This is a genomic window from Thalassobacillus cyri (assembly GCF_900107755.1).
Taxonomy (GTDB): Bacteria; Bacillota; Bacilli; order Bacillales; family Halobacillaceae; genus Thalassobacillus; species Thalassobacillus cyri.
Map to the genome: position 1 here is coordinate 46,040 of NZ_FNQR01000015.1, position 12,122 is coordinate 58,161.

Consider the following 12,122-nt stretch of genomic DNA (forward strand, 5'->3'; position numbering starts at 1 on the left):
CATGTTCTGAAGTTTTTAAGTATGTTTTAGTCGCAAAACCCTACGTTATACAGAGGATTGCAACTATGATACGATTGCCATAATAAGTTTTTAAGTGTGTTCGTTTTTGTAATGTATATCGTAGATTCAACTGTAACAGTACCTGATCATAAAGCTGATGAATTAATAGAAATTTACAATAATAGAAGTAAGTCCGTCGATCAGGCAGACGGTTTCCTTTCCTTTCAATTGCTGCAAAATGATAAGCGTGCCGGAGAGCTTACCGTCCATATGGAATGGGAGACAAAGGATGCCTACTAGAAATGGGTGCGTAGTGAAGACTTTAAGCGCATTCATGATTTAGAAAAGAACTACCCTGACCAAGAACTGGCTGGTATCGTACCAATGGTGTCACGGTATAAAGTGGTGGCCACATGAAAATATCAGAAAAACAAAAATTAGTGGAATTGGTAGTTGATGATATATATCAGGCTTATCCAGAACTGATCGAGAGGTTCGGGGAATCAGGAAGATTACGAACCTTGGAGGATAATCATCACCATTTGGATCATTTAGATACGGCATTTCTGATGGGGAATAGCACGTTCTTTCTTGATAACACGAAATGGCTGAATACCGTTTTAACTTCAAGAGGAGTAGGTACACAGCTGATTATAGATAACTACCAAAGACTACTTAAATGGATGGAAAAAGTTTCATTTGAGCAGCCAGATGAGCGTGAAGTATACCGGGAATATTTGCACGCTGGTATAAAAGAACTGAATTCCCCGTCCTAAGCGAGGTGACTTAAGATGAACAAAAAATATGAGGAAGAATTGGCAGCGTATTTACTGCAAGGTAAGGAAGATGAGGCAGTGGAATTCGGGGATGAACTCCTGACTAATTATCCGAGGTTATATCTTTTTGAAGATATTATTACCCCTGCCATGTACCATATCGGGGTATTATAGGAGAGAAACGAAATCACAGTGGCAGATGAGCATCTAGCTACTGCAGTGTGCGACTTCGTTCTATCCAGACTCGATGCAGGGCTTTATGTCGATAAAGCAAAAAAACAAAAACGTAAGAAGGTCGTCTTATTAGGGGTAGAAGAAGAACAACATTATTTAGGGCTGAAAATGGTTGCCAGTTTTTATCGCGAAAGAGGTTGGCGCGTACGTTATCTCGGGCCCAATTTACCAATTGATCATGCATTGGGCCAAATCACTCAGTGGAAGCCAGATGTAATAGGAATATCTGCCGCATTATCTTACCGGTTACCAATGGTAAAAAAAAATGACGGAAACTTTTATTCAACTAAATTGGGCTCCTAGGATTATCATAGGCGGCAGAATTGTTAAAAAATATGATTTATCCAGCTTTGAAACAGAGCGTACACATGTAATAAAAGGTCTGAGTGAATTAGAAGAACTGCATATTAAAGGGAAAGCGGGCGTCATGGATGAAACTAGTTGAAAATTTTTTCTCTGTTCCATACCTTGTAATAAACAAACACTATGAAATACTTTTCTTTACCAAAGAAATGGAAGAACTCTCTGCTTTAACAGGGAATTTCTTAGAGTTATTAGACGAAGGAAGTATTTCTAAGGTTCAGGAAGAAGTGGTTCCGGCAAAAAATAAAATTAAAATGGAAATCAATATATATCAACAGGAACGAAAGCTTGATCCACTATTAGTGGATCTATATGTCAATTGGAAAAATGATTTTCAGGCAGAACTCATGATTCTTCCAAAAGATCAACGGGTTTCAGATATAACAGTATCGTTAGGGAAGCTTCGCTCCCGATTGAATAACACTAATTTTGAATTGTTAGAGGAAAAAGAAAAGCTTCAGGAAGCAATTGATGAAAATAATAGACTTTCTGCTCCCTTTATTGAACTCTCTTCAACTACTGCGTTAGTTCCATTGTTTGGTGATCTCAATGAAGAAAAAATGTATACAGTAAGTGAATATCTGCTTGAATCCGCGCAACAGGCTGATAAAGAAACTATTCTTGTGGATTTAACTGCTGTCGGAGAAATCCAACATGATGGAATGATCGTTTTTCAGAATGTTGTCCAATCGTTATCTTACATGGGGATAGAAATTGTAGTCATCGGTGTCAAACCGAATCATGCTCAAAGAATCAATCAACTGCAATTAAAACTTGGTCTTCGGTTCATCAGTTCCCTGCACCAGGCTGTCCAAAAGTATTGTCATTAAAAAACGCGGTCGTCACCCAGTTGACGTACCACGTTTTTTAATTTCCAGCAAGAGATATTCCTTAACAATCTCCTGCTGGAATGCCAGCTAAGACCAGGCCGTGGGGCCGCTTTTCCAGTCGGAGAGAATCAGTCATATCTTTAATATGAGGGTCAATGGCAACGTTGACTTCGTTAATCACTTCCAGCTTATCATCTTTTTCTGCCCCATCCAGGGACAATCCTAATTGTGGGCCACCTCAGCCAATGCCTGCTAAGAACAGTCGGATCCCTTCAGCGTCATTATCTTCTAAAATTTGAATAATATCAGTTTTAGCTTCATCTGTAATCTGCATCATTTCACCCCTCTTTACACTGTCATGTTAGGTCACAATAGACACGCTTTCAACTATTTGCTTTTTTATTAGTATGCAGCATTGAAAGTGTATCACTCGTTTTAATTATACCAAATAGGGTATAATGTGTAAGTGAAAAGAACTTGAAGGAGGTAATAAAGTTGTTCCATTACACAGTAGAGACAAACAAAGGCATCGATGAAGCGGTACAAGCTCTAGAAGCAGAATTGAAAAATGATAAGTTTGGAGTGCTTTGGGACTTTGATGTCAAAGCGACTTTGAATAACAAAGGTCTGGATTTTGAAAAACCTGTGCGGATCCTGGAAGTTTGCAACCCGACTGAAGCAAAAAAAGTTTTAGAAAAAAATGAATTGGTAAGTTATTTCCTTCCATGTAAAATCGTCGTACATGAAAGTGAAGGCACAACAAAAATCGGGATGCCGAAACCTACGAAACTGATTGAATTTGTTGAAGATGAGGAATTGAATCAAATCGCACAAGCTATAGAAGAGCGAATGGTAAGTGCAATCAATGAAGCGAAATAGTCAAACTAAGAGCAGCAAATTGCTGCTCTTTTTTAATTGACTTAAATACTATACGGGGGTATAGTGTAAGTATGACTCGTTGGAGGTGGAAAAATTGACTAACTCTTTACCTGAGAATAGTGGGAAGCAACCGGTCAAGCCACGAACAGAAGATGAAAAACAAAAGGTCTTGAATCGTCTGAAGCGTATAGAAGGCCAAGTAAGAGGAATTCAGAAAATGGTGGAAGATGATCGGTATTGTGTTGATATATTAGTGCAAATTTCAGCTATAGATAAAGCATTGAATCAAGTTGGTTTCTCATTGATGGAACGCCATACCAAGCATTGTGTCAGCCATGCTATCAAAGACGGTAATGGCGATGAATCTATTGAAGAACTGATGAAAGTGATGAAACAATTCGCAAAATAGAAAGGAGGCATCCTTATGGCTGAACATAAAAATTTATCCGTTGATATCACAGGCATGACCTGTTCTGCCTGTTCCTCAAGAATTGAGGAAGTATTGAACAAAATGGATGGAGTAGAAGCAAATGTCAATTTGACAATGGAAAATGCAAGGATCACTTATGATCCAGACAAAGTTTCACCGGAAGATGTTTCGCAACGTATCGAAAAACTTGGATACGGGGTAAAAACCGAAAAAGCAGAGTTTGATATTACGGGTATGACCTGTTCTGCTTGTTCTGCAAGAATCGAAAAAGTGTTGAACAAAACGGAAGGCGTGCAACAAGCAACGGTCAACCTTACTAATGAAACTGCTACGGTTGAATATAGCGGGGATATCAATGAAAACGACATTATCGCTCGCATTCAGAAGCTCGGCTATGATGCTACTCTAAGAGCCGATCGTGAAGAAAGAGCTTCACAAAAAGAAGAGGAATTGAAAAAGAAACGGATCAAACTTTACATTTCAGCTATACTTTCTTTTCCGTTGCTTTTGACTATGTTCGATCATCTGCTTGGATTGCCAATACCGGATTTATTGATGAATCCCTGGTTCCAGTTTGCTCTAGCTACTCCAGTACAGTTTATCATCGGCTGGCAGTTTTATGTGGGGGCTTATAAGAGCCTAAGGAATAAAAGTGCCAATATGGATGTGCTTGTTGCATTGGGTACAAGTGCTGCTTATTTTTATAGTCTTGCTGAAGCGGTACGGTCGCTCGGAAACCCCGCTATGGAACCACATCTTTACTTTGAAACAAGTGCAATCCTTATAACATTGATTCTTGTAGGCAAATATTTTGAAGCTGTAGCGAAAGGGCGAACCACAGCAGCTATTTCCAGTCTGTTGAATTTGCAAGCGAAAGAAGCGACTGTGTTACGAAATGGTGAAGAAGTAAAAGTTCCACTAGAAAGTGTCACAGTTGGGGATACTCTAATTGTTAAACCAGGTGAAAAAATTCCAGTCGATGGAGAAATCATCAAAGGGAATACATCGGTGGATGAGTCGATGATTACCGGGGAATCCATTCCAGTAGAGAAAGACCCTGGTGATAAACTGATTGGAGCAACCATCAATAAGAATGGTAATATTCAAATGAAAGCAACTAAGGTAGGAAAAGACACCGCACTTGCAGGTATCATCAAAGTTGTTGAAGAAGCTCAGGGTTCAAAAGCTCCGATACAGCGGATGGCGGATGTCATTTCAGGATATTTTGTTCCCATCGTTGTAGCAATCGCCATAGGGACATTCATTGTTTGGATTACGCTGGTTTCGCCTGGTGATTTTGCATCTGCTTTAGTGGCATCGATTGCGGTATTAGTTATCGCATGTCCATGTGCCCTGGGCTTAGCGACGCCAACTTCTATAATGGTTGGTACTGGAAAAGGCGCTGAACAAGGCATCCTGTTTAAGGGCGGCGAACATTTAGAAAATACGCATAAAATCGATACCGTTGTTTTTGATAAAACCGGCACGTTGACTAAGGGGACTCCGGAAGTAACTGATTATGAAGGGAATTCCGAAATCCTACGATTAGTAGCAAGTGCTGAAAAAAGCTCCGAACATCCATTAGCAGATGCAATTGTATCTTATGCTGACCAACAAGGTATTGAATTAATTGAACCATCCAGCTTCGAAGCTGTGCCAGGGCATGGCATCAAAGCCATTTTGGAAGGTAGAGAAGTACAAATTGGCACAAGGAAGTTAATTCGTAAGCTCGATGTGGAATATGAAGCATATGAAGCAACTATGGAACAGTGGGAGAATGAAGGAAAAACTGCTATGCTGATAGCAGTGGACAATAAAGTAGAAGGTGTCATTGCCGTAGCAGACACAATCAAAGAATCGGCACCGGAAGCTTTAAGACAGCTGAAGGAAGCTGATATCGAATTGGTCATGCTGACTGGGGATAATGAAAGGACAGCTCAAGCGATTGCGCGCCAGCTAGGCATTGACCGGGTCATTGCAGAGGTAGTACCAGAAGAAAAAGCAGAACGAGTAAAAGAATTGCAGCTGCAGGATAAAAAAGTGGCCATGGTAGGGGACGGCATTAATGATGCTCCTGCACTTGCTATCGCCGATGTAGGTATTGCTATCGGCACAGGTACAGATGTCGCCATCGAGGCAGCTGACCTTACGATATTAGGCGGTGAATTAACATTGATTCCTAAGGCAGTCCAGTTGAGTCAAAAGACGATGAAAAATATACGTCAAAATCTATTCTGGGCACTTGCTTATAATTCTGCCGGAATCCCGATTGCAGCTGCTGGTTTGCTTGCTCCGTGGATTGCAGGAGCGGCAATGGCATTCAGTTCTGTAAGTGTTGTTTCTAACTCACTTCGATTGAAGCGAGTTAAATTATAAATCATAGTTTTTATGAGGAGAGGTGTTGGAATATGGAAATGACTTTAGAAGTAAATGGAATGACTTGCGGCCATTGCGAAAAGGCTGTGAAAGGTGCACTGGAAGAATTGGAAGGTGTACACGGTGTTGAAGTCCATCTTGATGCCGGGAAAGTAGACGTCAAATACGATGAAGCTTTCGTAACGAAAGAAAGAATGAAAGATGCTATTGAAGATCAGGGTTACGATGTAGTTGGTTAATGAACAGAAAGGCTATCGTTTGAAGGGGGTTTCTCTCCAAACGATAGCCTTATTTTTATATTGTCTAAGGAAATTATAAAAATTGATGGTTGTCGATAACCCTTTTTAGTGCTGCATCCAGCTCCAGCGCCTACCCGCTCGAGGTCTTAAGCCACTCCTCTCTGTGATTAGGAAAACTCGGCTTATCGCCAATGGTTTATGCCAATGCCATAGTTTTACTTATACTTTAAACCTTTATTAAATTTAATTGGAATGAAAGTACAAAAAACGTCACGGCGAGGGTTGGCTTAAGCTTGTCGGGGATAAGCAAGGTGCTTGCGCTTTCGTTCTACCCTCCATAAGGGAGCTGGTTTTTATACCCGCTGAACTGCTGATAAGACTGCTGAAGTTTTTGCTGATCAGCAGCTTCTAAACTATACCAGCCTTTTTTGAACATGAGGTTATACATATCCCTCTGACAATCCTGTGTTTCTTTGAAAATGGTGGCCAAGTCGTTATAGAGGTTTTGGTTGCTCGCTTCATTCAAAGCTACATTATAGGAGGCCGTCATGTACTTTTCCGTAGATAATTGATCATTGACGTAGTCCCGTTCATTCATTTGGGGTGTTTTAGGTACGTTTGTTTCAGGGTTTTGAACTTTTTGGCTTTGTGGATTCAATTTTTATCTCACTCCTCTTAGTTTAACGGTTGGGATTGATCGTTCAAATGTTGCAAAATCTTATCATAATGACGTTGATGCATCTGTCCTGCCTGTTCCAAAGCAGCCTGCAGTTCAGGATCCTGACACTGCTGGGCGTAAAAGTGTGCTTTTTTGCAGGCGTTCAAGTTCCAGGAGAGCATATCCGTAATATAAAGTTGATCTTTTCCACTTACCATATTAGGCGGCTGTGGCATAGGCTGTGCCTGCTGCATACCAGGCTGGTTTTGCTGTTGCATAACATTACCTCCTTGTTAGTTGTCAGGATTATTTTGTCCCAATCAGCTTTTACTATGAGGAAATGAAGGAGAAATCGAGTAATATTTACATTAACTAATATTTTTTCCAGTTTTTCGATTATTTTTGCGAAATATTACCCACTTTCTGAGAAAAATGATAGAATAATAATGTGATAACGATTACAAGTTGAAATTTTCACATAATTAGATAAAAAGTCTGGTGTAGGGGGATACATCATGGAGCAATTGTTGCGTAATTTCTTTCTATTTTTATCGAAAAATAAATTCTTCACTAAAATGGCTAAAAGGTACGGTTTACGATTCGGGGCAGCGAGGTTTGTTGCAGGAGAGACTATTGCTGATGTGGTTGAGTCAATACGAAAATTGAACGCAAAAGGAATGGCCGTCACCGTGGATCATTTAGGAGAATTCATTGACAGTCAGGAAGAAGCACGAGCTGCTGCGGATGAATGTATAGAAGCAATCAAAGCTATCTCCAGCAACGGGCTGGATTCCCAGGTATCTTTGAAAATGACATCGATGGGGTTGGATATCTCCCATGAATTGGTAATGGAGAACATGCGACGGATTCTCCAGGCGGGTAAAGAACATGATGTTTTTGTGACCATAGATATGGAAGATTTCGAGCGCTGCCAAAAAACAATCGATATATTCAAAGAGCTCCGTAAAGAATATGACAATGTCGGTACCGTGCTGCAAGCTTATTTATACCGGACAGTAGAGGATATCGAGGATCTCGATCAATACAACCCTAACTTACGGCTCGTCAAAGGGGCCTACAAGGAGTCTCCTAAGGTGGCTTTTCCGGAAAAAAAAGACGTGGATGACAACTTCAAAAAAATCATTAAGAAACATTTATTGAATGGCAACTATACCGCAGTAGCCACCCATGATGAGGCTATGATTGAATACACAAAAGAGATAGTGAAAAAACATAATATCCCAAATGACCTATTCGAGTTCCAGATGCTGTACGGTATAAGGGTCGAGCGTCAGGAAGAATTAGTCGATGAAGGCTACAAAATGCGTGTCTATGTACCTTACGGAAACGATTGGTATGGTTTTTATATGCGTCGTCTTGCTGAACGGCCTGCCAACGTAGCCTTTGTATTGAAAGGTATAATGAAGAAATGACGGGAAAGTAAGTGGACTTTTTGGAAAGACCCGCAGGGAGGCATGCACCAGCACGCGGGTCGTTTTCCTCTCCAGTTTCCCCTTATGATCGAAAGAGAACCAGGTAAGCAAAAAGTGGCACGCCCTTCCTGTTAAATTTTAAAAGAAAATTTTTCCTCAGTTTTATAAAAACGATTGCGAAATATCTGAAAATAATTTATAGTAAGAATAGATGTTGATAGGTGACTATCTTATTTTTTTAGCTCTAAAATGAATGAGTATTCATTCAAAAAGATAGGGGGAAATTCAATGAATCGTAAAATCAAGCGCGCAGCCGTATTAGGTTCTGGTGTTATGGGGGCCGGTATTGCTGCTCACTTGGCCAATGTAGGAATTCCGACTTTAATGTTGGATATTGTGCCACGTGAACTGACGGACAAGGAAAAGAAGCAAGGATTAACATTAGAAGATACTGCTGTACGAAACCGGATTGCAGCAATGAACAAGCAGGGATTGTTGAAACAGAAACCTTCCCCATTAACAAGTAAAGAGAACCTGGATATGATCCAAGTCGGTAATATGGAAGACGATATGGAAAAATTATCAGAAGTGGACTGGGTAATCGAAGTTGTTGTCGAAAATCTGGATATTAAAAAGAAAGTTTATACACAAGTCGATGAATTTCGTAAGCCTGGGTCAATCATCAGCTCCAATACCTCAGGAATTTCTATAGAAGCGATGGCAGAAGGACGTTCGGATGATTTTCAGAAGCACTTTCTAGGAACCCATTTCTTCAATCCGCCAAGATATTTGAAATTGTTGGAAGTAATCCCGACTAAGAAGACAGATGCAGATGTTGTGGCATTCATGAAGAAATTTGGAGAGGATGTTCTCGGCAAAGGTGTAGTCGAAGCAAAAGATACACCGAACTTTATTGCTAACCGAATCGGTACTTATGGGTTGCTCATCACAGTCCGTGAAATGCTCGAAAAAGGTTACACTGTCGGTGAAGTTGATTCTGTTACGGGGCCGATGATCGGGCGTCCTAAAAGCGCGACATTCCGTACTCTTGATGTAGTGGGTCTCGATACTTTCATACATGTAGCGAATAACGTATATGAGAAAGTTGAAGGAGAAGAAAAGAAGGTATTCGAAGTTCCAGAATTCATGAAAAAAATGCAGGAAAAAGGATGGCTGGGATCAAAGAGCGGGCAAGGATTCTTCCTTAAGAAAAAAGGAGAAAAAGGAAGCGAAATATACGAGTTGAATCCAGAAACGCTTGAGTATGAAGAACGCAAAAAATTAAAGACCCAATCTACGGAGATGGCAAAACAAGAAAAAGAGTCGAAACGAAAGTTAAAAGCTCTTGTTTCAGCCAAAGGGGACCGTGCTGGTGACTTGATATGGTCTATAGTCAGTCCGGTACTAGTTTACTCAGCCGAGCTGCTTGGAGATATAGCCGATGACATCCCTTCCATAGATGAAGCCATGCGATGGGGGTTCGGTTGGGAAATAGGTCCATTTGAAATGTGGGATGCCATAGGAGTCGAGAAGTCAGTTGAACGGATGAAAGAAGAAGGTATTTCTGTACCTGGTTGGGTTGACGAAATGCTGGCATCTGGTAATAAGCATTTTTATAAAAAAGAAAATGGAAACGTTTACTACTACCATATTGGTGACTATAAGCAAAAGAATTTCAATAAAAAAGAAATCAATTTAAAACGTTTGAAAGAAACAAAGGATGTCATCAAGAAGAATGCCGGTGCCAGCTTGATTGACCTTGGAGATGGGGTAGCGGGTCTGGAATTCCATTCTCAAAGCAACGCCATCGGCATGGATATCATCCAAATGATCAATGATGCAATCGAAGAGGTAGATCAGAATTTTGAAGGGCTTGTTATCGGAAATCAGGGCAAAAACTTCTGTGTGGGTGCCAACTTAGGAATGATGTTGATGGAAGCGCAGGACTACAATTTCTTTGAAATCGAGTTAGTCGTTAAGAAATTCCAGGATGCGATGATGAACATCAAGTATTCCGATAAACCTGTCATTACTGCTCCATTCGGAATGACATTAGGCGGCGGCGCTGAGGTTTGCCTGCCTTCCAGCGCGATACAGGCTTCACAAGAAACCTATATGGGTCTTGTGGAAGCTGGAGTAGGACTAATTCCTGGAGGTGGAGGAAATAAAGAGCTTTATTTGAAGCATCTACGGAATATTCCTCAAGGTATCGACTTTGATTTACAAAAAGTGGCGAATGCTGTTTTTGAAAAAATAGCAATGGCGAAAGTATCTACTTCTGGAGAAGAGGCAAGGGAAAATGGATTCCTGGATCAACAGGATGCAGTGAGTGTCAATGGAGACCATTTGCTTCATGACGCCAAGCAAAAAGTTCTGGGGCTTGCAAGGTCAGGATACCGTGCACCAAAACGTACTAAGTTCCCTGTTGTCGGTGAGCAAGGGTATTCCACAATGCTGCTGGGAGCGAAATCGCTAGGTCTTGGTGGCTATGCTTCTGACCATGATCTCAAAATTGCGGAAAAGCTTGCGTTTGTTTTAGCGGGAGGACGCCTGAAGGAAGGAACGCTTGTTGATGAGCAATACTTGCTCGATCTAGAACGGGAGGCCTTCTTAAGCCTGATCGGTGAACCTAAAACACAACAGCGTATGCAGCATATGCTCTTAAAAGGAAAACCGCTACGTAACTAATCATCACCAATCTACTCAAAGGGGGAAGGAAATGTGAAAGAAGCAGTAATTGTTGCAGGGGCACGCACCCCGGTTGGCCGAGCAAAAAAGGGGGCGCTCGCCAATACAAGACCAGATGACTTAGCCGCATTAACAATAAAAGAAACGTTGAGTCGGGCAGGTAATTATGATGGGGATATCGATGACGTCATTATAGGCTGTGCGATTCCTGAAGCAGAGCAAGGGATGAATATGGCGAGAAATATCGGAGCATTAGCCGGTTTATCTCATACCATCCCAGGAATCACTATAAACCGATACTGTTCTTCGGGATTGCAAAGTATCGCTTATGCTTCAGAAAGAATCATGCTTGGACAGAGCAATTCTATTATTGCTGGTGGGGCGGAATCCATGAGTATGGTTCCTGTCCCCGGCCATGTAATCAAACCCAACATAGAAATAGTTGAAAATGCACCGGGATATTACATGTCGATGGGACATACGGCAGAAGAAGTAGCAAACCGTTTCCAGATTTCCCGTGAAGACCAGGATGCCTTTGCTGTAGAGAGTCATCGCCGTGCAGCAGCAGCTATTGAGGCGGGTAGATTTGAAGACGAAATCGTCCCTGTGGAAGTGACAGACCGGGTTCTCGGTTCCAATAATAAAGTTAAAGAAACGACCAAATTGTTTACTCAAGATGAAGGAGTCCGTCCAGGAACGACACAAGAGGTACTTGCAAAACTGAAACCTGCATTTTCCTTAAAGGGAACAGTAACCGCAGGTAACTCTTCACAAATGAGTGACGGGGCTGCATCTGTGTTAGTAATGGATAAGGAAAAAGCAGAAGCGGAAGGGTTGAAACCTCTTCTTAAGTTCCGATCTTTCGCTGTTGCAGGTGTAGAGCCTGAAATCATGGGGGTGGGCCCAATTGCTGCGATTCCAAAGGCTTTGAAACTCGCAGGCTTGGAGCAATCTGATATCGGTCTGTTTGAACTGAACGAAGCATTTGCTTCTCAATCCTTGCGTGTCATTCGTGAGCTGGGGCTCGATACAGATAAAGTCAATGTCAACGGAGGTGCAATAGCGCTGGGACATCCACTTGGCTGTTCCGGTACGAAACTTACACTTACCTTGATGCATGAGATGAAACGCCGCAACGAACAGTTTGGTGTCGTAACCATGTGTATTGGTGGCGGAATGGGTGCTGCTGGAGTATTTGAATTATTATAAGAGGAGG

Annotated in this window: 14 protein-coding genes and 1 pseudogene; 12 read left to right on the top strand and 3 right to left on the bottom strand. The window is 41.4% G+C overall.

The features are described 5' to 3' along the window. Positions 1-111: 111 nt before the first annotated feature. From BLV00_RS16035 to BLV00_RS16050, 5 genes and pseudogenes are all read left to right on the top strand, one after another. A pseudogene (locus tag BLV00_RS16035) lies at positions 112-417 on the top strand (antibiotic biosynthesis monooxygenase family protein). Beyond that, complete coding sequence (locus BLV00_RS16040) at positions 414-776, top strand: hypothetical protein (RefSeq protein ID WP_093045984.1); 363 nt, start codon at positions 414-416, stop codon at positions 774-776. The pseudogene BLV00_RS16035 and the gene BLV00_RS16040 overlap by 4 nt, the downstream one beginning before the upstream one ends. A gap of 15 nt (positions 777-791) precedes the next feature. After that, the gene (locus BLV00_RS22400; RefSeq protein WP_245728993.1) at positions 792-950 is read left to right on the top strand and encodes a B12-binding domain-containing protein; all 159 of its coding nucleotides are present in this window, start codon (positions 792-794) and stop codon (positions 948-950) included. Between the two features lie 18 nt (positions 951-968). Beyond that, entirely contained in the window at positions 969-1,313 is a 345-nt protein-coding gene (locus tag BLV00_RS22405) for a cobalamin B12-binding domain-containing protein (RefSeq protein ID WP_245728994.1), read from the top strand. Positions 1,314-1,441: 128 nt separating this feature from the next. Next, positions 1,442-2,203: an STAS domain-containing protein gene (locus BLV00_RS16050; RefSeq protein WP_093045985.1), complete on the top strand. Its 762-nt coding sequence runs from the start codon at positions 1,442-1,444 to the stop codon at positions 2,201-2,203. A gap of 61 nt (positions 2,204-2,264) precedes the next feature. Here the strand turns inward: BLV00_RS16050 and BLV00_RS22065 are convergent, their stop codons facing one another. Beyond that, entirely contained in the window at positions 2,265-2,423 is a 159-nt protein-coding gene (locus BLV00_RS22065; RefSeq protein WP_176791645.1) for a hypothetical protein, read from the bottom strand. A 275-nt stretch (positions 2,424-2,698) separates the two neighbouring features. Here BLV00_RS22065 and BLV00_RS16055 point away from each other — a divergent pair, with 275 nt between their 5' ends. The 4 genes from BLV00_RS16055 (at position 2,699) to copZ (ending at position 6,127) form a co-directional block, all read left to right on the top strand. Beyond that, positions 2,699-3,082 carry a DUF302 domain-containing protein gene (locus tag BLV00_RS16055; protein ID WP_093045986.1) on the top strand — a complete coding sequence of 128 codons (384 nt, stop codon included), beginning with the start codon at positions 2,699-2,701 and terminating at the stop codon, positions 3,080-3,082. A 94-nt stretch (positions 3,083-3,176) separates the two neighbouring features. After that, a complete protein-coding gene (locus BLV00_RS16060; RefSeq protein WP_093045987.1) occupies positions 3,177-3,491 on the top strand; it encodes a metal-sensing transcriptional repressor in 315 nt (104 codons plus the stop codon). 15 nt (positions 3,492-3,506) lie between these two features. Further along, positions 3,507-5,888, top strand: a complete 2,382-nt coding sequence (locus BLV00_RS16065; RefSeq protein WP_093045988.1) for a heavy metal translocating P-type ATPase — start codon at positions 3,507-3,509, stop codon at positions 5,886-5,888. A gap of 32 nt (positions 5,889-5,920) precedes the next feature. After that, entirely contained in the window at positions 5,921-6,127 is a 207-nt protein-coding gene (gene copZ, locus BLV00_RS16070) for a copper chaperone CopZ (RefSeq protein ID WP_093045989.1), read from the top strand. Positions 6,128-6,455: 328 nt separating this feature from the next. Here the strand turns inward: copZ and BLV00_RS16075 are convergent, their stop codons facing one another. Then, positions 6,456-6,725: a spore coat protein gene (locus tag BLV00_RS16075; RefSeq protein WP_093046039.1), complete on the bottom strand. Its 270-nt coding sequence runs from the start codon at positions 6,723-6,725 to the stop codon at positions 6,456-6,458. 77 nt (positions 6,726-6,802) lie between these two features. Next, entirely contained in the window at positions 6,803-7,063 is a 261-nt protein-coding gene (locus BLV00_RS16080) for a hypothetical protein (RefSeq protein ID WP_093045990.1), read from the bottom strand. A gap of 237 nt (positions 7,064-7,300) precedes the next feature. On the opposite strand from BLV00_RS16080, the gene BLV00_RS16085 reads away from it, so the two are divergent. The 3 genes from BLV00_RS16085 to BLV00_RS16095 all read left to right on the top strand — a co-directional run bounded on the left by BLV00_RS16085 (position 7,301) and on the right by BLV00_RS16095 (position 12,115). Then, entirely contained in the window at positions 7,301-8,218 is a 918-nt protein-coding gene (locus BLV00_RS16085; protein WP_093045991.1) for a proline dehydrogenase family protein, read from the top strand. A gap of 288 nt (positions 8,219-8,506) precedes the next feature. Then, positions 8,507-10,906, top strand: coding sequence for a 3-hydroxyacyl-CoA dehydrogenase/enoyl-CoA hydratase family protein (locus tag BLV00_RS16090; RefSeq protein WP_093045992.1), 2,400 nt, complete (start codon positions 8,507-8,509; stop codon positions 10,904-10,906). Positions 10,907-10,939: 33 nt separating this feature from the next. Next, positions 10,940-12,115: an acetyl-CoA C-acetyltransferase gene (locus BLV00_RS16095; RefSeq protein WP_093045993.1), complete on the top strand. Its 1,176-nt coding sequence runs from the start codon at positions 10,940-10,942 to the stop codon at positions 12,113-12,115. The last annotated feature ends 7 nt before the right edge of the window (positions 12,116-12,122 follow it).